This window comes from Micromonospora sp. NPDC047548 (assembly GCF_040642975.1).
GTDB lineage: Bacteria > Actinomycetota > Actinomycetes > Mycobacteriales > Micromonosporaceae > Micromonospora.
Window position 1 is genome coordinate 252952 of the sequence record NZ_JBEYTI010000002.1, and the last position, 26325, is coordinate 279276.

19 protein-coding genes are annotated in these 26325 nt (G+C 70.1%); 13 read left to right on the plus strand and 6 right to left on the minus strand.

Annotation, left to right across the window (positions count from 1 at the left end; translation table 11 throughout):
- Positions 1–113: 113 nt before the first annotated feature.
- Positions 114–1049, minus strand: a complete 936-nt coding sequence (locus ABZ807_RS03025) for a LysR family transcriptional regulator (RefSeq protein WP_357151981.1) — start codon at positions 1047–1049, stop codon at positions 114–116.
- Positions 1050–1078: 29 nt separating this feature from the next.
- On the opposite strand from ABZ807_RS03025, the gene ABZ807_RS03030 reads away from it, so the two are divergent.
- The 4 genes from ABZ807_RS03030 to ABZ807_RS03045 all read left to right on the plus strand — a co-directional run bounded on the left by ABZ807_RS03030 (position 1079) and on the right by ABZ807_RS03045 (position 5819).
- Positions 1079–1810, plus strand: coding sequence for a succinate dehydrogenase cytochrome b subunit (locus ABZ807_RS03030; protein WP_357151983.1), 732 nt, complete (start codon positions 1079–1081; stop codon positions 1808–1810).
- Between the two features lie 2 nt (positions 1811–1812).
- Positions 1813–3750, plus strand: a complete 1938-nt coding sequence (locus ABZ807_RS03035) for a fumarate reductase/succinate dehydrogenase flavoprotein subunit (protein ID WP_357151986.1) — start codon at positions 1813–1815, stop codon at positions 3748–3750.
- Positions 3747–4508 carry a succinate dehydrogenase/fumarate reductase iron-sulfur subunit gene (locus tag ABZ807_RS03040; protein ID WP_357151988.1) on the plus strand — a complete coding sequence of 254 codons (762 nt, stop codon included), beginning with the start codon at positions 3747–3749 and terminating at the stop codon, positions 4506–4508. Before ABZ807_RS03035 ends, ABZ807_RS03040 begins: the two co-directional genes overlap by 4 nt.
- 150 nt (positions 4509–4658) lie before the next feature.
- Complete coding sequence (locus tag ABZ807_RS03045) at positions 4659–5819, plus strand: MBL fold metallo-hydrolase (RefSeq protein WP_357151991.1); 1161 nt, start codon at positions 4659–4661, stop codon at positions 5817–5819.
- Between the two features lie 66 nt (positions 5820–5885).
- On the opposite strand, the gene dgt is transcribed toward ABZ807_RS03045, so the two are convergent.
- On the minus strand, positions 5886–7397 hold the full coding sequence (gene dgt, locus ABZ807_RS03050; RefSeq protein WP_357151994.1) for a dGTP triphosphohydrolase: 1512 nt from the start codon (positions 7395–7397) through the stop codon (positions 5886–5888).
- Positions 7398–7500: 103 nt separating this feature from the next.
- Between dgt and ABZ807_RS03055 the strand changes: the two genes are divergently transcribed.
- Entirely contained in the window at positions 7501–9879 is a 2379-nt protein-coding gene (locus ABZ807_RS03055; protein ID WP_357151997.1) for a Tex family protein, read from the plus strand.
- A gap of 79 nt (positions 9880–9958) precedes the next feature.
- Here ABZ807_RS03055 and ABZ807_RS03060 read toward each other — a convergent pair whose 3' ends face one another.
- Together ABZ807_RS03060 and ABZ807_RS03065 are read right to left on the minus strand one after the other, a co-directional pair.
- Positions 9959–10924 carry a DUF389 domain-containing protein gene (locus ABZ807_RS03060; protein ID WP_357151999.1) on the minus strand — a complete coding sequence of 322 codons (966 nt, stop codon included), beginning with the start codon at positions 10922–10924 and terminating at the stop codon, positions 9959–9961.
- 107 nt (positions 10925–11031) lie between these two features.
- Positions 11032–11895, minus strand: a complete 864-nt coding sequence (locus ABZ807_RS03065) for an LCP family protein (RefSeq protein WP_357152002.1) — start codon at positions 11893–11895, stop codon at positions 11032–11034.
- 490 nt (positions 11896–12385) lie between these two features.
- Between ABZ807_RS03065 and ABZ807_RS03070 the strand changes: the two genes are divergently transcribed.
- The 7 genes from ABZ807_RS03070 to ABZ807_RS03100 all read left to right on the plus strand — a co-directional run bounded on the left by ABZ807_RS03070 (position 12386) and on the right by ABZ807_RS03100 (position 21788).
- Positions 12386–13516: an aminotransferase class I/II-fold pyridoxal phosphate-dependent enzyme gene (locus ABZ807_RS03070; RefSeq protein ID WP_357152005.1), complete on the plus strand. Its 1131-nt coding sequence runs from the start codon at positions 12386–12388 to the stop codon at positions 13514–13516.
- 22 nt (positions 13517–13538) lie between these two features.
- Positions 13539–14636: a GNAT family N-acetyltransferase gene (locus ABZ807_RS03075; RefSeq protein WP_357152008.1), complete on the plus strand. Its 1098-nt coding sequence runs from the start codon at positions 13539–13541 to the stop codon at positions 14634–14636.
- A 263-nt stretch (positions 14637–14899) separates the two neighbouring features.
- Positions 14900–16162: a nucleotide sugar dehydrogenase gene (locus tag ABZ807_RS03080; protein ID WP_357152011.1), complete on the plus strand. Its 1263-nt coding sequence runs from the start codon at positions 14900–14902 to the stop codon at positions 16160–16162.
- Between the two features lie 179 nt (positions 16163–16341).
- On the plus strand, positions 16342–17010 hold the full coding sequence (locus ABZ807_RS03085; RefSeq protein WP_357152014.1) for a sugar transferase: 669 nt from the start codon (positions 16342–16344) through the stop codon (positions 17008–17010).
- A 343-nt stretch (positions 17011–17353) separates the two neighbouring features.
- A complete protein-coding gene (locus tag ABZ807_RS03090; RefSeq protein WP_357152017.1) occupies positions 17354–19195 on the plus strand; it encodes a polysaccharide biosynthesis protein in 1842 nt (613 codons plus the stop codon).
- Between the two features lie 14 nt (positions 19196–19209).
- Positions 19210–20589: a glycosyltransferase family 4 protein gene (locus ABZ807_RS03095; protein WP_357152019.1), complete on the plus strand. Its 1380-nt coding sequence runs from the start codon at positions 19210–19212 to the stop codon at positions 20587–20589.
- Positions 20586–21788: a glycosyltransferase gene (locus tag ABZ807_RS03100; RefSeq protein ID WP_357152022.1), complete on the plus strand. Its 1203-nt coding sequence runs from the start codon at positions 20586–20588 to the stop codon at positions 21786–21788. Before ABZ807_RS03095 ends, ABZ807_RS03100 begins: the two co-directional genes overlap by 4 nt.
- A gap of 84 nt (positions 21789–21872) precedes the next feature.
- On the opposite strand, the gene ABZ807_RS03105 is transcribed toward ABZ807_RS03100, so the two are convergent.
- Together ABZ807_RS03105 and ABZ807_RS03110 are read right to left on the minus strand one after the other, a co-directional pair.
- Positions 21873–22889 (minus strand): NAD-dependent epimerase/dehydratase family protein, encoded by a 1017-nt coding sequence (locus tag ABZ807_RS03105; protein WP_357152024.1) that lies wholly within the window; start codon positions 22887–22889, stop codon positions 21873–21875.
- Between the two features lie 226 nt (positions 22890–23115).
- A complete protein-coding gene (locus tag ABZ807_RS03110; protein WP_357152247.1) occupies positions 23116–24510 on the minus strand; it encodes an oligosaccharide flippase family protein in 1395 nt (464 codons plus the stop codon).
- Between the two features lie 192 nt (positions 24511–24702).
- Between ABZ807_RS03110 and ABZ807_RS03115 the strand changes: the two genes are divergently transcribed.
- A complete protein-coding gene (locus ABZ807_RS03115) occupies positions 24703–26214 on the plus strand; it encodes a hypothetical protein (RefSeq protein ID WP_357152026.1) in 1512 nt (503 codons plus the stop codon).
- Positions 26215–26325: the final 111 nt, after the last annotated feature.

Sequence of the window (26325 nt, forward strand, 5' to 3'; positions counted from 1 at the left end):
ACCGACCCCCGGTGGCCGTGCGACTGTAGCCGCCGTTCGGCGACGATCCACAGGCGACACTGTCGGCCGGCGGAGTACCGCGCCGCTGACCGGGGCGTCAACCCTGCTCGGGGCTAGAGCGGCTCCACCCCCGGGGGCAGGTCGTCGCTGGCGGTGGCGTCGTGCACGTACTCCAGCAGTATCCGGCGCAGCTCCCGGCCGGCGTGGGTGGGCACCACGTCCCGACGGCGGGCCACCGCGATGGTCCGCCGTACGCCGGGCGGGGCGAGCCGGGTGACCCGGACGCCGGCCCGGCGGGCGACCACTATGCCGGGCACCAGGGCGATGCCCAGTCCCGCCTCGACGAAGCTGAGCACGGCGTCCATCTCGCCGCCGTCAACTGAGATGGTCGGCTCGAAGCCGGCGTCCCGGCAGGCCTGGATGGTGGCGTCGCGCAGGTCGTAGCCCTCGCGGAACATCACCAGCGGCTGGTCGCGCAGGTCGGTGATGCGCAGCTGACCGGTCTCCGGCGTGGCGGGCAGCGGCTCGACCGAGGCGACCACCAGGCTCTCCCGCAGGATCGGGTCGGCGCGCAGCCCCGGGTCGGTGCCGTGGGCCGGCATGATGATCAGCGCCAGGTCGAGGTCGCCGCGGAGCAGGTCACGGACCAGGTCCTGCGAGCCGCCCTCCTCCACCCGCAGGTCCACCGTGGGGTGGGCGTCGCGGAACCGGCGCAGCACCGGTGCGGCGAGCGAGGTGGCCAGGCTGGGGGTGGCGCCGAGGCGGACCCGACCCCGGCGCAGGCCGACCAACTCCTGCACCTCGCGGGTGGCGGTGTCGACGTCGGCGAGGATCCGCTTGGCCAACGGCAGCAGCACCTCACCGGCCGCGGTGAGGGTGATGTTGCCTCTTACCCGTTCGAAGAGCGGGGCCCCGAGGTAGCTCTCCAGGGCGTGAATTTGCTTACTCAACGAGGGCTGGGTAATGCCGACGATGTCGGCGGCTTGGGTGAAATGTCGCACTTCGGCGACCGCGACGAAGTACTTCAGCTGATGAAGCTGCATCTGCATAGCTTACAGCTATCAAGACTGCGAGGTCGATGCATTGGACGACTGATCAAAGTGCTCCTAGCGTCGGTCGGGTGGTAATCACGAAAACTCGGTCGCCCATCCGCTCCAACGTCGGCCTGAAGGCCGTCATGGCGGTGACGGGCATTATCCTGGTGCTCTTCCTCATCGCGCACATGCTCGGCAACCTGAAGATCTTCACGGGCGCCGAGGCCTTCAACCACTACGCGCACTGGCTGCGCGACCTCGGCACGCCGCTGCTGGCCCCGGGCTGGTACCTGTGGTTGCAGCGGGGTGCGCTCCTGGTCGCCCTGGTCGCCCACATCACGGCCGCGACCATGCTGTCCATGCGCGCCCACGCCGCGCGCCCGGTCAAGTACGCCCACCGCAAGAAGGTCCGGGGCAGCTACGCGGCCCGCACCATGCGCTGGGGTGGGGTGATCATCCTGCTCTTCGTGATCTACCACATCCTGGACCTGACCACCGGTCACCTGAACCCGGTCGGCGACCCGACCCGGCCCCAGGCCAACGTAGTGGCGGACTTCGCCCCGGACCGCTGGTACGTGACCCTCTTCTACACCCTCGCGGTGGTCGCGCTCGGCTTCCACCTGCGGCACGGCGCCTTCAGCGCGTTCCGCAGCCTGGGCCAGCAGAGCCCGACGGGTGAGCGCCGGGCCCGCAGCGCGGCCCTGGTCTTCGCCGTCGTGCTGACCGCCGGCTACCTGGTGGTCCCGTTCGCCGTACTCACCGGATTGGTGTCCTGACCATGGATCTCTTCACCGAGGGCGACCCGATCGCCGACACCAGGGCTCCCGAGGGCCCGATCGAGACCCGCTGGGACCGCCGCCGCTTCGAGGCCAAGCTGGTCAACCCGGCCAACCGCCGGAAGATGACCGTGATCGTGGTGGGCACCGGCCTGGCCGGCGGCTCCGCCGCCGCCACGCTCGCCGAGCAGGGCTACCAGGTCAGGTCCTACTGCTACCAGGACAGCCCGCGCCGGGCCCACTCGATCGCCGCCCAGGGCGGCATCAACGCCGCCAAGAACTACCGCAACGACGGCGACTCGGTGCACCGGCTCTTCTACGACACCGTCAAGGGCGGCGACTTCCGCTCCCGGGAGTCGAACGTGCACCGCCTGGCCGAGGTTTCGGTCAACATCATCGACCAGTGCGTGGCGCAGGGCGTGCCGTTCGCCCGCGAGTACGGCGGCCTGCTGGACACCCGCTCCTTCGGCGGCGCGCAGGTGCAGCGGACCTTCTACGCGCGGGGCCAGACGGGCCAGCAGCTGCTGCTCGGGGCGTACCAGGCGCTGGAGCGGCAGATCGGCCTGGGCAACGTGGAGATGAACGCCCGGCACGAGATGCTGGAGCTGGTCCTCGTCGACGGCAGGGCCCGGGGCATCGTCGTCCGGGACCTGGTCACCGGCGAGATCAGCACCGAGATGGCCGACGCGGTCGTGCTCGCCTCCGGCGGCTACGGCAACGTCTTCTACCTTTCCACCAACGCCAAGGGCTGCAACGTCACCGCCACCTGGCGGGCGCACCGCAAGGGCGCGTACTTCGCCAACCCCTGCTACACGCAGATCCACCCGACCTGCATCCCGGTCTCCGGCGACCACCAGTCGAAGCTGACCCTGATGAGCGAGTCGCTGCGCAACGACGGCCGGGTCTGGGTGCCGAAGGCCACGGGCGACGACCGCAACCCGAGGGACATCCCCGAGGACGAGCGGGACTACTACCTGGAGCGGATCTACCCCTCCTTCGGCAACCTGGTCCCCCGGGACATCGCCTCCCGCGCCGCGAAGAACGTCTGCGACGAGGGCCGGGGCGTCGGCCCGACCAAGCTCGGCGTGTACCTCGACTTCGCCGCCGCCATCGACCGGCTCGGCCGCAAGGCGATCGAGGCCAAGTACGGCAACCTCTTCGAGATGTACGAGCGGATCACCGGCGAGGACCCGTACGAGGTCCCGATGCGGATCTACCCCGCCGTGCACTACACGATGGGCGGCCTCTGGGTCGACTACGACCTCCAGTCGACCATCCCGGGTCTCTTCGTGATCGGTGAGGCGAACTTCTCCGACCACGGCGCGAACCGGCTCGGCGCGTCCGCGCTGATGCAGGGCCTGGCCGACGGCTACTTCGTGCTGCCCAGCACGATCGCCAACTACCTGGCCAGCGGCCCGCTGGAGAAGGTCGACGCCAGCCACCCCGAGGCGATCGCGGCGCGGCGCGACGTGGAGGAGCGGGTCACCCGGCTGCTGGCGGTCAACGGCGACCGGACCGTGGACTCGTTCCACCGGGAGCTCGGCCAGATCATGTGGGAGCACTGCGGCATGGAGCGCAGCGAGGCCGGGCTGCGCAAGGCGATCGACGAGATCCGCGCGCTGCGGGAGCAGTTCTGGCAGCGGGTGCGGGTGCCGGGCGACGGCGAGGGGCTCAACCAGTCGCTGGAGAAGGCCGGCCGGGTGGCCGACTTCTTCGAGCTGGCCGAGCTGATGTGCATCGACGCCCTGCACCGCGAGGAGTCCTGCGGCGGCCACTTCCGGGCCGAGTACCAGACCTCGGACGGCGAGGCGCAGCGCGACGACGACCGGTTCGCCTATGTGGCGGCCTGGGAGTACACCGCCACCGGCGAGCCGGCCGTGCTGCACAAGGAAGACCTGAACTTCGAATACGTCCACCCCACGCAGCGGAGCTACAAGTGAACCTGACCCTGCGCATCTGGCGCCAGAATGGCCCTCAGGACAAGGGTCGGATGGTGACCTACCAGGTCGACGACGTCTCCCCGGACATGTCGTTCCTGGAGATGCTCGACGTGCTCAACGAACGGCTCATCCTTCAGGGCGAGGAGCCGATCGCGTTCGACCACGACTGCCGTGAGGGCATCTGCGGCATGTGCGGGCTGATGATCAACGGCGACGCGCACGGGCCACAGCGGGGCACCACCGCGTGCCAGCTGCACATGCGGCAGTTCTCCGACGGCGAGACGATCGACATCGAGCCGTGGCGGGCTCGCGCCTTCCCGGTGATCAAGGACCTGGTGGTCAACCGGAACGCCTTCGACAAGATCATCGCCGCCGGCGGGTACATCACCGCCCCGACCGGCAGCGCCCCCGAGGCGCACGCCAGCCCGGTGTCCAAGGCCAACGCGGACGCCGCCTTCGAGTCGGCCGCCTGCATCGGCTGCGGCGCCTGCGTGGCGGCCTGCCCCAACGGGTCCGGCATGCTCTTCACCGCCGCCAAGGTCACCCAACTCTCGCTGCTGCCGCAGGGCCAGCCGGAGCGCTACACCCGGGTGATCGGCATGGTTGACGCGCACGACGAGGCCGGCTTCGGCGGCTGCACCAACGCCGGTGAGTGCACGGCGGTCTGCCCGAAGGGCATCCCGCTGAACACCATCGGCCGGCTCAACCGGGACTACCTCAAGGCCACGGCCACGCGCGGGGACACCCCCGGCGCGTGACCGGGCGGCGGGTCCGCCCGCCGCCACCGCACCGACCGCCGTACCCCCACCCGGGTGCGGCGGTCGGCGTTTCGCGGGCGGGCTCGCCCCGGCACGGGGGCGACCCGGTGACTACCGTGTACTGCGGGAGACGGCGGAGGGGACGTGGCGATGCGGGCACCAGCGGACCGGGCACTCGACCGGGCACTCGGCGGGCGGCTGCGGCGGATGGCGGGGCTGGCCGCGGTGGCCGGTCTGGCGTGGGCGGCGCGCGACGTACCGGCGGCGATGGGCGGGCGGCTGACCGGGGCCCGGGCGGAACGGGCGGCCCGCTCCCCCCAGTTCCGCGACGGCACCTTCCACAACCGCGCCCAAACCCGCACGATGACCAGCGCCGAGCCGGGTCGCAACCTGCTCTGGGAGCTGCTCTTCGGCAAGCAGCGCCGCCGCCCCGGCGCGCCGGTGCCGCTGCTGCGTCCGGACGCCGCGCCGGCCGGCGGCGAGCGCGAGCTCAACGTCGTCTGGTACGGCCACGCCTCCGCGCTGATCGAGATCGAGGGGCACCGGGTGCTGGTCGACCCGGTCTGGAGCGATCGCTGCTCCCCCTCCGGCGCGGTCGGCCCCAAGCGGCTGCACGAGCCGCCGGTACGCCTGGACGACCTGCCCGCCGTGGACGCGATCCTGATCTCCCACGACCACTACGACCATCTGGACATGGTCACCGTGCAGGAGCTGACCCGGCGGCAGTCCGCGCCGTTCCTGGTGCCGCTCGGGGTCGGCGCCCACCTCGACCGGTGGGGCGTGCCGGCGGAGCGGATCGTCGAGCTGGACTGGTCGGAGGGCCACCGGGTGCGCGGGCTGGAGATCACCGCCACCGCCGCCCAGCACTTCTCCGGCCGGGGGCTGCGCCGCGACGGCACGCTGTGGAGCTCCTGGGTGGTCGCCGGGGCGCACCGGAAGGTCTTCTACACCGGCGACTCCGGCTACTTCGACGGGTACGCCGAGATCGGCGCGGAGCACGGGCCGTTCGACGTGACGCTGATGCAGATCGGCGCGTACGACCGGGCGTGGCCAGCCATCCACATGTTCCCCGAGGAGGCCGTCTCCGCCCACCTCGACCTGCGCGGCGGGCTGTTCGTCCCGGTGCACTGGGCCACGTTCAACCTGGCCCTGCACGACTGGTCCGAGCCGGTGGACCGGCTCTGGGCCGAGGCCAAGGCGCGCGACGTACGGCTGGCGGTGCCCCGTCCCGGTGAGCGGGTGGTGGTGGACGACCCGCCGCCGGTGGACGGCTGGTGGCAGGCGGTCGCCTGCCGGACCGATGGCGGGTGACCGCCGGTCAGAGGACGAAGGCGTCGATCCAGCCCGGCCGGCGCCCCGACGGCACGTGAGAGCCGGTCAAAGGACGAAGGCGTCGGTCCACAGTGCGCCGGAGCGGCCGGAGAGCGCGTCCAGCATCGCGACCGCCTGCCCGTCGGTGAGCTGGGCGACGAAGTCGACGATGGCCCGGCCCCGGGCCTTGCCGATCCGGTCCGGGGTGCGCGGATGCAGCTCCGCCTCGGCCAGCTCGACCAGGTCGTGCAGCCGGCGCGGCAGCCGGGACTCCTCCTCCGGGTCGAGCAGCCACTCCCAGAGCGCCTCGACCAGGGCGCCCAGCAGCCGGGCCTGCCCGCGCTGGTGCAGGGCCAGGTCGGGGCGGGCCAGCACGAACCGGTGGTGGACGAACTTGAGCACCTGCACCTCGTGCCACTGGGCCGGGGCGAGCAGCACGTGCCCGGAGCGCACCGACGGCTCCCGGACCACGGTGATCGCGTCCACGAACCGGGTGGTCCAGCGGGCGGAGAAGCGGGCGACGTACTGCTCGGCCTCGATCGAGCCGTCGAAGGGCATGGCCAGCAACCCCTCGACCAGCTCCTGGCGGACGTGCTCGACGGCGGCGGCGAACGCCTCGTCGTCGGCGATCCAGCCGTCCTTGCGGTGCAGCTGGCGGCGCAGCCGCTCGATGGCCGAGCCGGGACGGCGGGCCGCGCCGGTGAGCGCCGCGTCGGTGATCGCCCGCAGGTGACCGCCCTCCCGCTGCCAGGCCATCAGTTCGGCGGCCACCGCCCCCTGCTGGAGCACCCCGACCCGGTAGAAGTCCTCCACGTCGTGGATGGCGTACGCGATGTCGTCGGCGGTGTCCATCACCGAGGCCTCGACGGTCTGCTGCCAGTCGGCGATCCGGCCGGCGAACGGCTCGCGGGCCTGCCGCAGGTCGGCCAGCTCCGTCCGGTACGCGCCGAACTTCACCGACCCGCTCTCCGGATCGTCCGGCGGGGCGGCCGCGCCCCGGGGTGCCGGGGTGAGGTGCCGCGGGTGCGGGTCCGGGTGGTCCAGCCGGGTCCACGGGTACTTCAGCAGGGCCGCGCGGACCGCGGCGGTGAGGTCGAGCCCGGTGGTGGCCGCGCCCCGAATCTCGGTGCTGGTGACGATCCGGTACGACTGGGCGTTGCCCTCGAAGCCGTCGGACAGGCCGAGCCGCTGCCGGGCCAGCCGGTCCAGCACCCGCTCCCCCAGGTGCCCGAACGGCGGGTGACCGAGGTCGTGGGCGAGCGCGGCGGCCTCCACCACGTCCGGGTCGCAGCCGCCCAGCTCGTCGAGGAGCCGGCGGTGCGCCGGGTCGGCGGTCAGCCGCTCGGCGATCGCCCGGGCCACCTGGGCGACCTTGAGGCTGTGGGTGAGCCGGTTGTGCACCAGCAGGCCGGAACCACCCGGGCTGATCACCTGGGTGACGCCGTTCAGCCGGGCGAAGAACGGCGAGGCGACGATCCGGTCCCGGTCGGCCCGGAACGGGCTGGCGGCGAGGTCGCCGAGCGCCCGGGCGCTGCCGCCGAAGAGCCGGCGGGCCCGCGGATCCGCAGGTTGTTCCATGATCGCAACGCTAGCGCAGGCGCGTCGGGCGGGTGTGGCGAGCGCCGTCGGGGGCGGGCGGCAGAATGCACCACGGAACCCACAGCGAAGGCGGATCAAGATCGTGACCCAGTCTGTTCATCAGCGGATCGCCGACGAGCTCGGCGTCGCGGAGCGTCAGGTGCGGGCGGCCGTGGAGCTGCTCGACGGCGGCGCCACCGTGCCGTTCATCGCCCGCTACCGCAAGGAGGCCACCGGCCTCCTCGACGACGCGCAGCTGCGCACCCTCGAGGAGCGCCTGCGGTACCTGCGCGAGCTGGACGAGCGGCGGGCGGCGGTGCTGGAGTCGATCCGCAGCCAGGGAAAGCTCGACGAGGCGCTGGAAGCGCAGATCATGGCGGCCGACTCGAAGTCCCGCCTGGAGGACATCTACCTGCCGTACAAGCCCAAGCGGCGGACCCGGGCGCAGATCGCCCGCGAGGCCGGGCTGGAGCCCCTCGCCGACACGCTGCTCGCCGACCCGTCGCAGGACCCGCGCGCGACGGCCGCCGGCTACGTCGACGCCGACAAGGGCGTCGCCGACGCCGCCGGCGCGCTGGACGGCGCCCGGGCCATCCTGATCGAGCGCTTCGGCGAGGACGCCGACCTGATCGGCACGCTGCGCGAGCAGATGTGGTCGCGCGGCCGGCTAACCTCCCGGGTACGCGAGGGCCAGGAGGCCGCCGGCGCCAAGTTCGCTGACTATTTCGACTTCGCTGAGCCGTACACCAAGCTGCCCTCACACCGGATCCTGGCGATGTTCCGGGGCGAGAAGGAGGGCGTGCTCGACCTGACCATGGCCCCGGAGGCCGACGGCGACGCCGACGCGATCACCGGCCCGACCCGGTACGAGGCGGCGATCGCCGGCCGGTTCGGCATCACCGACGCCGGCCGCCCCGCCGACAAATGGCTGGCCGACACCGTGCGCTGGGCCTGGCGTACCCGGATCCTCATCCACCTCGGCGCGGACCTGCGGATGCGGCTGTGGCAGGCGGCCGAGGAGGAGGCCGTCCGGGTCTTCGCCACCAACCTGCGTGACCTGCTGCTCGCCGCGCCCGCCGGCACCCGGGCGACGATGGGCCTGGACCCGGGCCTGCGCACCGGCGTCAAGGTCGCCGTGGTCGACGCCACCGGCAAGGTGGTCGCCACCGACACGATCTACCCGCACGAGCCGCGCCGGCAGTGGGACGCCTCCATCGAGACCCTGGCCCGGCTGGCCGGGGCGCACGGCGTCGACCTGGTGGCCATCGGCAACGGCACCGCCAGCCGGGAGACGGACAAGCTCGCGGGTGACCTGATCAAGCGGCACCCGCAGCTCAACCTGACCAAGGTGGTGGTCTCCGAGGCCGGCGCCTCGGTCTACTCCGCCTCCGCGTACGCCTCGCAGGAGCTGCCCGGGCTGGACGTGTCGCTGCGCGGCGCGGTCTCCATCGCCCGCCGCCTCCAGGACCCGCTGGCCGAGCTGGTCAAGATCGACCCGCGCTCGATCGGCGTGGGGCAGTACCAGCACGACCTGTCCGAGGTGAAGCTCTCCCGCTCGCTGGACACGGTGGTGGAGGACTGCGTGAACGCGGTCGGGGTGGACGTCAACACCGCCTCCGCGCCGCTGCTGACCCGCGTCTCCGGCATCGGCGCCGGCCTGGCGGAGAACATCGTGCTGCACCGGGACGCCAACGGCCCGTTCCGGTCCCGCGCCGAGCTGAGGAAGGTGCCCCGGCTCGGCCCGAAGGCGTTCGAGCAGTGCGCCGGCTTCCTGCGCATTCCCGGTGGCGACGACCCGCTGGACTCCTCCAGCGTGCACCCCGAGGCGTACCCGGTGGTGCGGCGGATCCTCGCCAGCACCGGGCAGGACCTGCGCTCGCTGATCGGGAAGTCGGCCATCCTGCGTGGGCTGCGGGCCACCGACTTCGTCGATGACACGTTCGGCCTGCCCACGGTCACCGACATCCTCGCCGAGCTGGAGAAGCCGGGCCGGGACCCGCGGCCGGAGTTCCGCACCGCCACCTTCGCGGAGGGGGTGGAGAAGATCAGCGACCTGACCCCGGGGATGCTGCTGGAGGGCGTGGTCACCAACGTCGCCGCGTTCGGCGCGTTCGTCGACGTCGGCGTGCACCAGGACGGCCTGGTGCACGTCTCGGCGATGTCGCACACCTTCGTCAAGGACCCGCGCGACGTGGTGAAGTCCGGTGATGTGGTCCGGGTCAAGGTGCTCGACGTGGACGTGCCGCGCAAGCGGATCTCGCTGACCCTTCGGCTTGAGGACGAGGCGCAGGACGGCGCCGGTCGGGGCACCCCGGAGGGCGGGCGGCGCGAGCGGGGCGGTTCGCGCGGTGACCGGGGCGGGGAGCGCGGCCGGGCGCAGGGCGACCCGGGCGGATCGCAGCGGAAGGGCCGGCCCGGTTCGGGTGCGACGACCGCCGGCGGGGCGATGGCGGACGCGCTGCGCCGCGCCGGTCTGACCTGAGCGCGGGAGCCCGGGTCGGCTGTCTCCCGAGCTGACGGGGACCGCCGGCCCGGTTCCGTCGGCCTCGCCGCGACGGCGGTCAGGGGCCGACGTCGCCCAGCACCGGCGCCGGCCGGGCCGACCGGCGGGCCAGATTCCACCACCACAGCTGCTGCACGGCGAGGGTCGCCAGGCCGGCGAGGACGATCGCGCACAGGTTGACCAGCAGTTGCAGCGCCGAGCCGGCCGCCTCGTGCCAGACCCCGTACGCCGCCGCGACCGCCACGTTGGCGGCGGCCGGCACGGTGGTCACCGAGATCAGCACGCCGACCAGGGAACCGGACTTCTTCGAGGTCAGCGAGAGCATGCCGGCGACCCCGGCCAGCAGGCCGACGACCCAGGAGAGCGCGTCGGGACGCCAGATGAAGTCGGTCAGCGGCCGCTCGGCCAGGAGCATCTCCCGGCTGACCAGTCCGGTGAGGGTGAGCGCCCACGTGCTCGCCACGGTCACCACCATGGCGACCAGGAACCCGACCACCAGGGCGACCACCGACCGGCCGATGACGTCCCGCCGATGACGCAACAGTGCGACGCAGAGCGCCGCCAGGGGACCGAACTCCGGGCCGACCACCATCGCACCGACGACGAGGATGGGCTGGTCGAGCAGCACGCCGATCCCGGCGATCATCGTGGCGACGGTGATCAGCACCAGGTAGGTCGCCGAAAGTTCCGTCTGCTCGCCGGTCTTGGCAGCGATCTCATCCCATACGACGGCATCGGCGCCGGTTCCGGGCGCCCTGCGGGCGGCCCGGGAGGCGGCGGTGGAGAGGGTCAGCTCCACGTCATCGGCGGCGATGCCACCCCGCGCCTCGATGTCGAGCCGCCGCAGGCTGTCCAGGACGCTGTCCGCGCTCTCCCGCACCACATCGCAGAGGATCAGATCGCCCCGCGGCTGCCGGGCGGCACCGGGCAGCACCGCCACGTGGGTGACCCCGGGCTCGGCGGTGAGCAGGTCGGTGACGGCCGCCGACCGGTCGCTCGGCGAGATGATTCTGAGATGTAGCACCGCTCCCCGATCGACGCCGCGAGTCTTGCGGGAAGCACTCTAGTGGATCTGTCACCGGTCCCCGGAAAGCTGCTGTCACGCCGGCCCCGGCCAGTTTGCTCCAGCGTCTACTGCGGGTTCTCCGACAGCCAGTTGTCCATGGAGTCGGTTCTGACTGCCGTGTAGAGGCCGGCGGCGGCGGTCAGATCGGGAAAGACGACGCTCTGGTCGCCAACCATTCCCGTCCCCTTCGAGGGGCTGGTCAGCATGGTCAGATCGGCACTGTCCATCTGCCGCAGCCCCCAGGCGAGGTCGAACACGGAAAGCTTCCGGTCCGCCTGTACGGCGCCGGCGGTCGCCCGCAGGAAGTCGTCGAGTCGCGTCGGGTTGCTCAGCACGTCGATTCGGGACGCCTTCTGCAGGACGGCGACGACGATGGCCTGCTGGTGCCGCATCCGACTGAAGTCGCCGTCGATGAACTGCTTGCGCTCCCGCGCGAAGTCGAGCGCCACGGCGCTGTCCATGTGGTGCAACCCGGGAGGGTAGGTGCGACCCCGCGTGGTGAAGGGACGGTCGACGCTGACATCGACGCCCTCAAGCGCGTCGATGATCTTCCCGAATCCGGCGAGATCGATTCGCAGGACGTGGTCGATGCGCACCCCCGTGAAGTTCTCGACCGTACGGATCAGCAGCGGGAAACCACCCCACGCGTAGGCGGCATTGATCTTGGCCTGGGTTGCACCACGGGACCCGTCCGGCGATCCGGGGATCCTGGTCCAGGTGTCGCGAGGAACCGAGATGATCTGGGCATGCTCGCGGTTCGCAGGCAGGTGCACCAGCATGATCGTGTCGGTGCGCGAGACGCCGCCCTCCGGCGCGTCGGCGCCGACCACGAGTAGGTTGAGCGCCGTCTGCGCCTCCGCTGCCTGCGCGGGCCGTTCTGACTCCGGTAGCCCGTCGAAGGCATCCACCCGCTCGACCTGGTTCTGCACGGAACGGAGGTAGAGCCAGCCGGCGGCACCCCCGCCGAGCACCACCAGGACGACGAGGACCGTGACGACCGCGGCGAGCCGACCCCACCGATTCCTCGGCAACCGGATCAGATGCCTCAGCCGTCGTCCACGCCGCGCTCGCCGCGGGTCATGACGGCGGCGAGGCGGGGGCTCGCCAACGAGGTCATAAGTGACAGAAGGCGTTGACTGCGGCATATCGCCCATACTAGCGGCGACCGCAGAACGTTGGCCGCAAGCGGGATTAAACCGAATCGGCGCGGGCAGCTGAACGTGTCGGGATGAATCATCTGAAGGGCGACAAATCGCCACCGCTGGCGGCGTCCCTCGTTATGCCGAAGGAACCAGTTCAGCGGGCCGGACCGGCAGCCCGAGCCTGACCAGAAGCGTCGGAGGCCATGATGGACGTCTCAGACCGACCGTGCGGTCGACAAGTGATCCGGCTGAGCGCACCCGGAGAGGCTCCGGCCCGGTGACCGGTCGCATCCTCCTGTCGCCCCCTGATGTCGGCATTCTCGAGGAGTCGTACATCGTGGACGCGCTCCGGTCCGGTTGGGTGGCGCCGGTCGGTCCCGACGTGGAGGCGTTCGAACGCGAAGTCGCCGAGCGCGTCGGCTGCGGCCACGCCGTGGCGCTGTCCTCGGGCACCGCGGGCCTGCACCTGGCCCTGCTCGCCATCGGCGTCCGCCCCGGCGACGTCGTCGTGGTGCCCACCCTGACCTTCGTGGCGACGGCCAACGCCGTGGTCTACACCGGGGCGGAACCGGTCTTCGTCGACTGCGAGCCCGCCACCGGCAATCTCGACCCCGACCTCCTGGCGGAGCTGCTCCGCGACCTCCGCGCCGGAGGCCGGCGGGTCGCCGCCGTGCTTCCGGTGGACATGTTTGGAGCGTGCGCCGACTACACCCGGATCCTGCCACTCTGCGCGGAGGCCGAGGTACCGATCGTGGCAGATGCCGCCGAGTCGCTGGGTGCGAGCCACGTGGGCCGAGCCGCCGGATCGTTCGGCCGGGCCGGGGTCTTCTCCTTCAACGGCAACAAGATCATCACCACCTCCGGCGGCGGCATGCTCGTCTCGGACGACGCCGACCTGGTCGCCCTCTGCCGGTACCTGTCCACCCAGGCCCGCCAGCCGGTCCCCCACTACGAACACACCGACGTGGGCTACAACTACCGGCTGAGCAATCTCCTTGCCGCAGTCGGTAGGGCACAACTGCGCCGCTTGGACGACATGATGGCGCGGCGCCGACAGTTGCGGGAACTGTATGCGAAGCTCTTCGCCGCGATCCCCGGCGTGCGCGTGCTCGCCGACGAGGATGCGACGGCCAACTGCTGGCTCACCACCATCGTCGTCGATCCCGCCGCAGCCGGTTGGCGGGCTGCCGAACTCGGCGCTCACCTCGGCGCACAGGACATCGAAACCCGCCCGGTATGGAAGCCGATGCACCTCCAGCCGGTCTTCGCCGGGCGGCGTGCGCTGCTCAGCGGCACCGCCGAGCGGCTCTTCACCGACGGCCTCACCCTGCCCAGCGGCTCCGCGATGACCGAGGTCCAGGTTGCCCGGGTCCTCGCCGAGATAGAACGGTTTCTCCAAGGCCGATGACCGGACGACAGGCGGCGGTGTGATGAATCTCGAGCTCCTGAACGCGCGAAAGAACGCCGATGCGAGCCGCTGGCTGGCGGTGCATCAGGCCTGGGCCCGCCGGGACGTCTTCGCCCACCCCGCCTATGTGCGCCTCTGCGCCGGTGAGCAGGACGAGCCGCTGGCGGCGTACGCCGAGACGGCCTCCGGGTTCATCCTGTACCCGTTCGTGCTTCGGCCGGTCACCGCACCGCACCTGATCGGCTCGGAGCCCCCGGTCTGCGACATCATCAGTCCTTACGGCTACGGCGGCGCGTTCCACACCGGTGCTGACGAGGTGGAGGCAAAGGAGTTCTGGTCGGCCTTCGACGGATTCTGTCGGCTCCGTAACGTCGTCTCGGAGTTCACCCGCCTCATGCTGCTCGAGGACCGGCGCCTGCCGTACCCGGGCCGTACCGAGCAGAAGCTCGTCAACGTGGTGCGTGACCTGCAGACGCCACAGGACGAGATATGGCGCGAATTCGACCACAAGGTCCGCAAGAACGTGAACAAGGCCAGGCGACTGGGTGTCCGGATCGAGGTCGACGAGACCGGGGCACGCCTCGACGACTTCCTGCGGATCTACGAGGGCACGATGCAGCGCCGGCATGCCCGGACGAACTTCTACTTCCCGCGGAAGTTCTTCGAGACGATCCTCCACGAGCTGGCCGGACATTTCGTGTTCTTCCACGCCCTGTACGAGGAGCGCGTCGTCTCCACGGAACTCGTTCTCGTCTCGGCCGACACGCTGTACTCCTACCTCGGCGGGACCGAGCGGTCCGCGTTCGACCTGCGCCCGAACGACCTGCTGAAGGTCGAGGTCATCCGGTGGGGGCAGGAACACGGGAAGGCGCGATTCGTACTCGGCGGCGGCTACGCACCTGATGACGGCATCTTCCGCTACAAGCGGGCCTTTGCGCCAGACGGCCTGGTCCCCTACTCGGTCGGCACCCGGGTCTTCGACGGACCCACCTTCGCCCGGCTGCTCGACGCGCACCAGGCAGAAGGGCGGCGTCGACTCGCCGGATGGCATCCGGACCCCGGATTCTTCCCCGGCTACCGGCAGGAGCTACCGCCACTGCCGGAGTCAATGGCTTCATGAGGGTGTCGGCGCTGGCGCATCCAGGGCCTGCCCCGATGGTGTCCTGCCGGATTCAGCTGGTCGTCCGCCGGTCATGGAGCTGGTCGAATCTGTGAAGACAGCCGCTGGGCTCGTCACCCTCCCTGACGACGAGCCGAGGCAGTCAGCAGCACGACTGCGCGGTCCAGGTCGCGCCGGACGTCCTGTTTACCCATCTTCAGGTTCGTTGCACCGTTTGCGAGTAGGGTTACCTTTCATGGGACTCGCCGGATTTGGGGGCATTGGTGGGCGTTGAAAAGCTGGTGGTCATCGGCCAGGGGTATGTGGGACTCCCACTGGCGATGCGGGCGGTAGAGGCGGGGTTCGACGTGGTCGGCCTCGACCTCGACGAGAGCCGGGTCAAGCAGCTCGCGGCAGGCGAGTCGTTCGTCGAGGACATCTCCGCCGCCCGCCTCTCCCGGGCCCTGAGCACGGGTCGCTACCACCTCACCACCGAGTACGCCGATGCCGCCGGGTTCGACTTCTGCGTCATCACCGTCCCCACACCGCTGCGCGACGGCACCCCGGACCTGAGCTACATCGAACAGGCCGGCGTCGCCGTCGGCCCTTACGTCCGGTCGGGTTGCACGGTGATTCTCGAGTCGACCACCTACCCCGGCACGACCGAGGAACTGCTCCGCGGGCGGCTCGAGTCGGCCAGCGGGCTGCAGAGCCCGGGAGATTTCCACCTGGGATACAGCCCGGAACGCATCGATCCGGGAAACCCGACCTGGCGGCTGGAGAACACGCCGAAGGTGGTGTCCGGCGTGGACGCGGCGGCGTTGGCCCGGGTCGACGGTTTCTACCGACGGATCGTCGAGCGAACCGTCCCCGTCGACTCCACCCGCGTTGCGGAGCTGACCAAGCTGATCGAGAACACGTTCCGGCAGGTCAACATCGCTCTGATCAACGAGCTGGCGGTGCTGTCGCACGAACTCGGCATCGACGTGTGGCAGGCGATCGACGCCGCCGCCACCAAGCCGTTCGGCTTCATGTCGTTCCGGCCCGGTCCGGGCGTCGGCGGTCACTGTCTACCGATCGACCCCTGCTACCTGTCCTGGCAGGTGAAACGGACGCTCGGCCGGCAGTTCCGGTTCGTGGAGTTGGCCAACGACGTCAACCACGAGATGCCCGAGCACGTGGTGCAACGCATCATGGCGGGGCTCAACCGCCGCAGCCGCCCGGTCAACAAATCCCGGCTGCTGCTGCTCGGTCTGGCGTACAAGAAGAACACGGGCGACATGCGCGACTCTCCCGCCATCGACATCGCCCGCCGGCTCCAGCTCCTCGGCGCCGAGGTCCGCGCGGTCGAGCCCTACGCCGAGCCGCACCACGTCCCCGACGGCGTGGCCATAGTGGATCTCACCGAACGCGAACTGCGCGCCGCCGACGCGGTGGTGGTGGTCACCGACCACGACGGCCTCGACTACGGCCTCGTCGCACGCACCGCGGGATACATCTTCGACGCCCGCAATCGCTGCCACGGCGACAACGTAGAGCGGCTCTGACCGCCCGTCGACCCACCACACCTCGCGGTCCGCACGCCCCTGCCCCAATGGCCCCGCCACTGGCGCTCCTTCGGCATCGCCGGCGCGGTGCCGGCCGTCCCAGGGCTGCCCCATCCGCGACGACGTCCAGACACACCCGACCCTGCACAACGCTTGACCGACCCGCTGGAGCACACGCCGTGATCGCCCATCGTGACCCGTACGACCGGATGAAGCGGGCACTCGACATTCTCCTCGCAAGCCTCGCCCTGCTGGTTCTCTCGCCGGTCCTGCTGGTGGTGAGCGTTGCGGTCGCACTGCTGATGGGCCGCCCCGTGCTCTTCCGCCAGATCCGGCCGGGCCTGCACGGCAGGCTGTTCGAGCTGCGAAAGTTCCGGACGATGGATCCGATCCGTGCGGGCCGGGTCAGCGACGGCGATCGGCTGACCGGCTTCGGTCGGTGGTTGCGCTCGACCAGTCTGGACGAGCTGCCGACGCTGTGGAACGTCCTGCGCGGCGACATGAGTCTGGTGGGACCGCGCCCTCTGTTGGTGGAGTACCTCGATCGGTACACGCCGGAGCAGGCACGCCGTCACGAGGTGCGGCCGGGCATCACGGGACTCGCCCAGGTGCGCGGCCGCAACATGCTGAGCTGGGAAGAGAAGTTCGCCTACGACGTGCGGTACGTCGACACGCAGTGTCTCCGGCTGGACCTACGAATTCTGCTGGAGACGGTGGTCAAGGTACTCCGCCGTCAGGGCATCTCGGCAGATGGCCACGCGACCGCTCCTGAGTTTCTTGGCACCGGAGCGTCGCCCCCGGACGGCCAGCATGCCCGGAGGTCACGGGAAGCGAGCAGGCAGAGGTGAATGTTGCTCGCCTATTCCCGCATCGGCCGGCCGTCACGGGTGAGCCGCCGGGCCACCGATATCGACAGATGTAGCGCGCCAGTCTCCAGGATCGGCCCTCCCCCACGACGCGTCGACCGCTTCCCGAGCCGATCCGCCCGAGGCTCGTGCGGCGATGGCGGCTGCCCCGAAGACCTGTTCGCCATTGACGGCACCTCGCCACGCCCGTTGGCGGGCTCGGGAGTAAGACCCGACTTGAACAGACAAATACTTATTGTCCAGATACGTTCCGTTGTGGCGGGTAGGGGTTCGCCGCGTGGTTGGTGCCGAACGGGACTTCGAAGCTCGAGTAACGGGGAGCAGCATGCACATCACCGCCACCGAACAGCCCGCGTCGGACACTGTGGTGCGACGGAAGACCCAGCGCCCGACGGCGGGTGTTCTACTCGCCGCCGACAGTGCGGCCTGGGTCAGCGGTCTGACCGCAGCGGCGTGGACCAGGTTCGAATTCGATCTCACACCCGGGCAGCTGATCCGGGCCGTCGGCGTGGGGTTGACCGCCGCCGCGCTGCACACGGCTGTCTCCTGGGCGCAAAGCCGGCGCTGGGGCCGACACCCGCTGGGCAGCGTGCACGAGGCCCAGGCCCTGGCGGCGACGACCGCCTGCACCGGCCTGGCCATGCTCGTCGCCGTCACCTGGCTGATGAACCGGCCCGTGCCCGCCAGTTCCCCACTGGTCGGCGGCGCGATCGCGCTGCTGTGCATGCTGACGATCCGCGCTGTCTACCGCCACCGCGGCGACCAGGCACTGCGTCCCGACGCCCGCTCCGCGACCCGGGTACTGGTGTTCGGCCTCGGCGCCGCCGGACAGGCACTACTGCGGGCGCTGCTCAGCGACCCCCGCGGCCGCTACCTGCCGGTCGGCCTGCTCGACGACGACCCCGACAAACGACACCTACGCGTCAACGGCGTACCCGTCCTCGGCGGCCGGGACGACATCGCCAGCGCGGTCCGCCGCACCGGGGCAACGACACTGATCTTCTCCGTCGCCAACGCCGACGCCGAACTGATCCGCCACTTACGCACCCTGACCTGCACCGCTGGCGCCGATTTCAAAGTCCTACCCCCGGTCCGCGAACTCGTCGACCACCGCATCACCGTCACCGATGTACGCAGCCCCAACATCGCCGACCTGCTCGGCCGGCGACAGGTCGTCGCCGACCCCGTCACCAACGAACGCGGCCTCGCCGGCCGGCGGATCCTCGTCACCGGAGCCGGCGGATCCATCGGCTCCGAACTGTGCCGGCAGATCATGCGCGCCGGTCCCGGCGAACTCATGATGCTCGACCGGGACGAATCAGCCCTGCACAGCCTGCAACTCTCCCTCTCCGGCCGGGCCCTGCTCGACGGCCCCGAACTGATCCTCGCCGACCTGCGCGACCACGAAGGCATCCAACGCATCATCCACCACCGGCAACCCGACATCATCTTTCACGCCGCCGCCCTCAAACACCTTCCCCTCCTGCAACGCAACCCCGGCGAGGCGATCAAAACCAACGTCTGGGGAACCGAAACCCTCCTCGGCGCCTGCCACGACGTCTCCAAATTCGTCAACATCTCCACCGACAAGGCCGCCGACCCAGTCAGCGTCCTCGGCTACTCCAAACGAATCACCGAACGCCTCACCGCCCACGCCGCGCAGACGCACCCCGGCACCTTCCTCAGCGTCCGCTTCGGCAACGTGCTCAGCAGCCGCGGCTCCGTCATCACCGCCTTCCGCAGTCAGATCGACGCTGGACTACCCATCACCGTCACCCACCCCGACGTCACCCGCTACCTCATGACCGTCCAAGAAGCCGTCCACCTCGTCCTACAAGCCGCAGCCATCGGCCGGGACGGCGAAGCCCTCGTCCTCGACATGGGCCAGCCCGTCCGCATCGACGACCTCGCCCGCCAACTCGCCGCCCAAGCACCCGGACCCACCCGAATCACCTACACCGGCCTGCGCCCTGGCGAAAAACTCCACGAAGCCCTCTTCGCTCAGGACGAACGAGACGTGCGCCCCGTCCACCCCCTCATCAGCCACGTCCCAGTCCCCCCACTCAACCCCACCGACCTCACCACACTCGACCCCTACGACGACCCAGGAAAAGTCATCGAACAACTCGCCTGGCTCTCCACGCTCCAACCACCACTCGCCGACTAAGCCGAACCAGAGAGTTGGCGGCTCTGCCCGACAACAACGACGGCGCTCACTCGATCGAGATCGGAGACCACATGACTGGCCGCGCTTTTCTTCCTTCCACCGAGGTGAGGGCCTCGGCCGAGGCTCAAGAGGGTCGGAACACGGCAGGACTGGTTCAGTCCGGCTCGGCAGCTCGCGAACGGCCGCTGCGCGTGGCCGTCCTGTTGAAGACCAACAGCGGCGGATTGTGGATCCTGCCGCAGGTGGAGGAACTTCGCCGCCGCGGCCACCAGGTGATCCTCATTCTCCCGGCCGGCGCCGGCCGGTTGACCGTCGAGATGCAGCAGCGCGGATACGAGGTGATCGCGTCGCCGTTTGCCTTCACCTTCCGGCCGACCCTCTCGACCCTTCGTGGCCTGCTGGGACTGCGGGCGCTCCTCCGCCGGCTAGGACCGGACGTCGTGCAGTACCACCTGTACGCGTCGGCGCTCGCGGCACGGTTGAGCGCCCTGGGGCTGCCGGCCCGTCGCGTGCACACGGTGGCCGGTCCGCTCTATCTGGAATCGCCGCTGATCCGCGTGGTGGAACGGCTGTTGTGGCGCCTCGACCACGTGACCATTTGCGGGACAGAGTTCACGTCGAAGCTCTACGGCGACCTCGGATGCCCGGCTGATCGCAGGCCGGTGGCGACGTACGGCGTCAACACTGATCATTTCGCTCCGGCCCGGCACGGCGACTCCGTCCCCTCCCGGCACGACCAGCGGAATGTGGCCGACCGACGCGCCAAGAGACGCGCCGAGTGGGGAATCGCGCAGGATGCCTTCGTGGCCGTCATGGTCGCATGGGTCTACCCGCCCAGACGTCTCGTCCACCAGGGTCGCGGTATCAAGGGCCACGACGTGCTGCTGGAAGCGTGGCGGCACTTCCGGGCCCACCACCCCCGAGCTCATCTGCTGCTGGTAGGTAGCGGTTACGGACCCACTGGTGAAGCCCACCGTGAGAACCTCATCGCCCGTTACCGGATCGCGGCGGATCCGAACGTCACGTGGCTCGCCTCGGTGGAGGACGTCCGCCCGTGCTACGACGTCGCGGACGTCAGCGTGAGCCCGTCGCTCTCGGAGGGGCACGGCGCCGCGACCGAGGCGAGCGCGATGGGCGTACCGAGCATCGTCAGCGACGCCGGCGGACTGCCCGAAACCGTCGACGAGCGCAGCGGGTGGGTGGCTCCGCGCGGTGTTGTGACCGCTCTCGTCTCGGCACTTGAGAGCGCCTACCGGGAGTTCGAGGCGGGGCAGCTCGTCGCGCGCGGTGAGCAGGCCCGCCGGCGCGCGGTGGAGCTGTTCGACAACCGCGCGGCCGCAATCGAGGTGGTCGACGTCATCGAACGCACCGCCCGCCAGGTCGCGCGCCGATGAGGGTCGTGGTGACGGCGGAGGCGCGTCTCTCCCGCACCGCGGACGGCGCGGTGTGGACCACCGGCAGCGCGGGCCATCGGTTCTGGACCCGGTACCTCTCCGCCTTCGACCAGGTCCGGGTGGTGGCACGGGTGCTGGACGTCCCAGAGCCCGAGGACGGCGCGGTGCGCGTCGACGGCAGCCAGGTCGAGGTCTGGCCGGTGCCGTACTACGTAGGGCCGCGCCAGTACCTGCGATCGCGTTCGTCGATCGGCCGAGCGGTGCGCGGCGCGGCCGACGACGTGGACGCGGTGATCCTCCGGGTGCCCTCGCCCATTGGCGGGCACCTGTCCAGCTTGCGGGAGCGGCTACGGCTGCCGTACGGGCTGGAGGTGGTGGGCGACCCCTATGACGTGTTCGCACCCGGGGTGGTTGGCCATCCCCTGCGCCCTCTGCTGCGGCAGTGGTTCGCCCGGAGGCTACGACACCAGTGCGCGTACGCGGACGCGGTGTCCTACGTCACCGAGCGGTGGTTGCAGAGCCGCTATCCGGCTCGGCGCGACGCCGTCACCGGCATCTACTCCAGCGTCGACCTCCCACCCGCCGCCTACGTGGCGCAGCCGAGGCGACCAGTCTCGGCAGGGGACACGTCGACCCTGGTCTCGATCGGTTCGTTGGACCAGCTGTACAAGGGCATCGACACGCTGATCGAGGCGTTGGCCCAGTTGGCGGCAGCCGGCATCAGCGTGCGACTGGTGCACCTCGGGGAGGGTCGGTTTCGGCCGCAGCTCGAGCAGCTCACAGCCCGGCTCCGAATGACCGACCGCGTGGAATTCCTGGGGGCGGTGCCCAGCGGAGACGCTGTGCGGCGGCGACTCGACGCGGCGCACCTGTTCGTCATGCCGTCCCGAACGGAGGGACTGCCGCGGGCGATGATCGAAGCGATGGCCCGGGGGCTGCCGGCAATCGGGGCCCGAGTCGGCGGTGTGCCGGAGCTGTTGTCCGACGAGGATCTGGTCGAGCCGGACGATCCCACCGGGTTGGCCATGGCGATTACGCGCATGCTCGCCGATCCGGCAAGGATGACGGAGGCGTCTGCTCGCAACCTCGCCCGCGCCCGCCACTACTCGGCCGATACCCTCGCCGCCCGACGCGACGCCTTCTACGGCCAGGTCAGGCAGGTCACCGAACGACGCACGCCGACGAGCATTCCGATGTGACGGATCCAGCCCGTTGGGCACTCCGGTCGGAGAAGCCCGTGGCGGCGACGAAGCGCCGGGTTGTCTGAGCGGGGCTTTCGGAAACTACTGCGTCGTGGTGACGCGGTACGGCCGCTCGCCCGCCCGTTGGACAGTGGAGAGGTGTCGGGCCGCCCGCGACTCCGGGCCCGAGAGCCATTCCTGGAACCACTCCACGGTGGCGCGGAGTCCGTCGGCGACGGGGGTGTTGGCGACGTCGGGGAACAGCTGGCGAAGGCAGGTGTTCTCGGCCTGAGAGTGCCGCACGTCACCTGAGCGTGGAGGGAGGAACTCCGGGTCGATCCGCCGCCCGGTGATCTGCTCCAACTCAGCCAGCACGGTGCGCAGGTCGGTCCGCGTCCCGAAGGCAAGGTTCACCGGCTGGTCATGGCACACGGAGCGGGTGACGGCGTCCAGCAGCACCTGGCAGACCGTTTCCACGTAGGTGAAGTCCCGGGTCTGAAGCCCGTCTCCGTGGACCACCACCGGCTCCCCGGTCAGCACCGCGTGCACGAATCGCGGAATCACCGCCGCATACGCGTGGTCGTGTCGCTGCCCAGGGCCGTAGATATTGAAGAATCTGAAGGCGAGAGTTGGTAGGCCGTACGACGCCTGGTAGGCGAGGGCGTACGCCTCGGTCGCGAGCTTGCTTGCCGCGTACGGACTGAGCGGCCTGGTCCAGGTCAACTCATTCTTCGGCAGGGCCGGATTCGCGCCGTAGACGGAGGACGACGACGCCACCACGACATGGGACACGTCCGCTCGCCGGGCCGCCTCCAGGACGTTCACCGTCCCTGTGGCGTTGGCGGCATGCGACGACACCGGGTCCGCGACCGAGCGGGGAACGCTCGGAAGCGCCGCGAGATGCACGACGGCGTCCCGCCCTGCCATCGCCCGGGTGAGTGCCCAATCGTCGAGGATGGAGCCGCGTACGATCTCCGCCTCGATGCCGGCGAGGTTGCGCTCCAGGCCGGTGGAGAAGTCGTCAATCACGCGGACGTCCGCGTTGGGCACCTCTCGCAGCACCACTCGGACGAGATTGCTGCCAACGAAGCCGGCACCGCCGGTGATCAGTAGCCGCATTGGATCAGGGCCCCCGCTTTCGATCGGGCATCCGCACGTCGTTACGCCTACTGGTGCAACGCGCGGCAACCGGAGAAGGCAACGGTCAGTAGCGCCCACCTTGCGCAAAGTAATGTTGGCGCTGCGGTGCCTGGGCTACGAGTGCAGGACAGGAAGGTCGGGCCGATGATGCCGACCGCGCCGGCGATCGTCCACCAGATGACCGTGACGCTGTTCAGGTCCAGGTTCAGCCGGCAAGCGCTCGGCGAAGCATCAGGGTCTTGAGGATGCAGTCACCGCCGATCGTGATGACCACGGACCAGGCAGCGCCGACCAGTCCGAACCGGGGAACCAGTAGGTATCCGGCGGCCGCGGTCACGGCGACCATGACCAGGCTGGCCGCCAGTTGGTTGCCGAACCTCCGTAATGCGGAGAGAGCGGTGCCGAGGAAGAAGACCGCCCCGCTGAACACCGCTGCCACGGTCAGCAGGGTCAGCACCTCCGCGTGCGCCGCGTACGGCGCACCGTAGACGAGGCGGACAACGGCCGGGCCGACGGCGATGACGACGGCGACGCCAACGGCGCCGAGAGCCAGTGTTCCCACGACGAGCCGCAGGGTCAGCTTGGTGAAGAGCGTGAAATCGCCCGCCGCGTGCAGCCGGGTGAGCCGGGGCAGCAACATCTGGCTGATCGCCGCGAAGAGGATGTTGGCGGCAAGCACGATGTAGGCCAGGGCGGCGAAGATACCCAGAGCCGCGGCACCGAGTATGTGCTCGATGAAGTATCGGGGCAGGTTCCCCGAGAGCGACACCAGTCCGGAGGCGAGGCCGAGCGGCGCGGCGACCATGGCCAGTCGACCCATCCGGCGGAGCGCGGCGCGCCGGTCATGAGGCGATGATGCCTTGCTCATCCCCGCCCCCGCCGCGGCGGCGTCTGTCGGCTCGGCGGCACGGAGCGGCCTCGCCGCCCAGCCGCAGTAGCCGATCGAGGCCGCCAGCGAACCGATGACCGATCCCACCACCGCCCACCCGATGCTCCGGGTCAGTGCCAGCAGGCAGACCATCGCCACCACAGTGAGCAGCCCGTTGCACATCATGGAGATTCCGATGGGACGCATCTGCTCGTACCGCTGGAACAACCCGAAGAAGATGTCTCCGATCGCGTCGAGGGCCTTCGCGACACCGACCAGCATTACCACGATCGCGTGGGCCGAGCCTACGAACGCCGTAACAACACCGATGAGCAGCAGCGCGACGAGCATGCCGGACACGCGCAGCCGCAGGTAGTCGCCGAAATCGAAACCGCGACCCGTGTCCGTCACCTGCACCGTCCGCAGGGCCAGGCTGGCGAGCAGGACGATCGGCGCGCTGACGGCCAACCCGAAGGCGTACTGGCCGACCATCTCCGGCGTGCCGAGACGGGACAGCAGCACGATCACCGCCCACTGGGACAACGCGACGACGAGAAGGCCGAGCATGCTCCAGGTGATCCCGCTGGCGGCGTGTGGCATGCCGACGGGCGCCGCAGCCGCCCGAACCGACTCCGCCCGTCGAAAGCCCGGGCGAATCCGGGAGGTGGATCCCGCCACGCGTTCCACCTGCCTCTCCGTTCGTTCGAACCGAACCGCACAACGCGACGACATCACCAGATGGTGTTCTACCACTCTTAAGCATGATAATTAACGATTTCGCCAATAGTCGGCCTCCCCCACCTCGATGGACGACGCCCCCGGCCGACGCAACCTGCACAGGTGGCAGGCGTTACGTCTAGGACAGGCCCGTGCCGGCGATGACGTGTCGCGGGTGCGACCGACGCAGGGACACCGGGGGGCACGATGGCATCGTCCGTACTGGCCGGCGAACATCCGCCGCGCCTTGGCGGCGGGGGCGCTGACGCATGGTTCCCGGCCGTCGTGCTACCGGCGCTCACCAGCACCGTACTGTCGGCCGTGGACGGCCGGCTCTGGCACTGGTACCTCATCCCGGTCACTCTGTGCGGGATGCTCCTGGCCAACGACGTGGTCGACTGGGCGGCGGGCCGCCTCGACGCGTTCGACCCCCGGGCCCTCGTCGGCCTCTTCGGGCTCCACTTCTTCTATCTGGCGCCGATCCTGCATGTCATGCTCGACTACTGGCCGGCATACATCGAACCCCTGGACGACTGGCGGGCCGGTCTCGGCGCCATGGCCACGCTGAACGTGATCGGCTTGTGTGTCTATCGCTTCACCCTCGGCCTACCGGACAGGACCGCGCCGAGGAAGGCGGTTTCGTGGTTGCTCAACGTGCGCTGGTTCGCCCATCTCGGCGTGCTGGCGTTCGTCGTCAGCCTGGCCGGGTTCCTGGCCTTGATCGCCCATTTCGGAGGGCTCACCGGCTACCTCGCCGCCGCCGCCGACGACCGGGACGCGTTCGACGGCTATGGGTGGCTGCTGCTCATCGGAGAATCGTTTCCGCTGGTAGGGTTCGTGGTGGCGGTGATCCGGTTCCGGAATACGCTGGCGTCCCGGCCGATGTCATTGACGGCGACCTTCGCGGTCTTCGCGATCGTGCAGTTCATCGTCGGAGGGCTGCGGGGGTCCCGCAGCAACACCATCTGGCCGCTGCTCATCGGGCTGATCGTCGTGCACCTGGCGGTCCGGCCCGTGTCCCGGCGGGCGTTGGCCGCATTGGCCGCGGTGTTCCTGGCCTTCATGTACGGATACGGGGTCTACAAGAGCACCGGCAGTGAGATCCTCAGCACCGCCGAGGGCGGGTCCTCCGTCACTGACCTTGGCGACGAGACCGGCCGCACCTTCCCCGCGATGCTCCTCGGTGATCTCGGCCGCTCGGACGTGCAGGCGGTCGTGCTCAACCACCAGCAGGCCGGGTACGCCCCGCTAGCCCACGGCATCACCTACGTGTCCGCCGCCGCGTTCGTCATCCCCGACAAGGTGCGGCCTGCGTGGATGCGGGACAAGGTGGAAGTCGGAACCGACATGCTGGGCGGGCAGGGGAGCTATGCCGCTGGTGCCCACTCGTCACGGATCTACGGACTTGCCGGGGAGGCGGTGCTGAACTTCGGCCCAGCCGGGGCGGTCGCCTCATTCGCAGTCCTCGGGTTCATCGTCCGCGCGGCCCGGCGCCGGTACGCCCGCGCCCTGACCGAAAGCGACCCCGGCGCGGCGGTGCTGTGCGGCATCACCGGTGTCTGTCTGATCCTCGCCGTTGGCAGCGACCTGGGCAACATCGCCTGGTTCCTGGTGAAGACGGCCCTGCCGCTGACGACCGTGGTGGTCCTCGCGGGGCGACAACGCGGCAGACCACCCGCCCGGTTCGACCCGTACAGGTGGCCTGGCGAGAACCGGTAACGGCGGTGGCCGCACCGATAGTCGGGAGCGAGCGTAGGTCGGCGGTTCCGGACCGCCGGCGCACCCTTCGGGTACGGCCGTGCGGCCGCCCCCGATGTGGTGAGCTGTAGG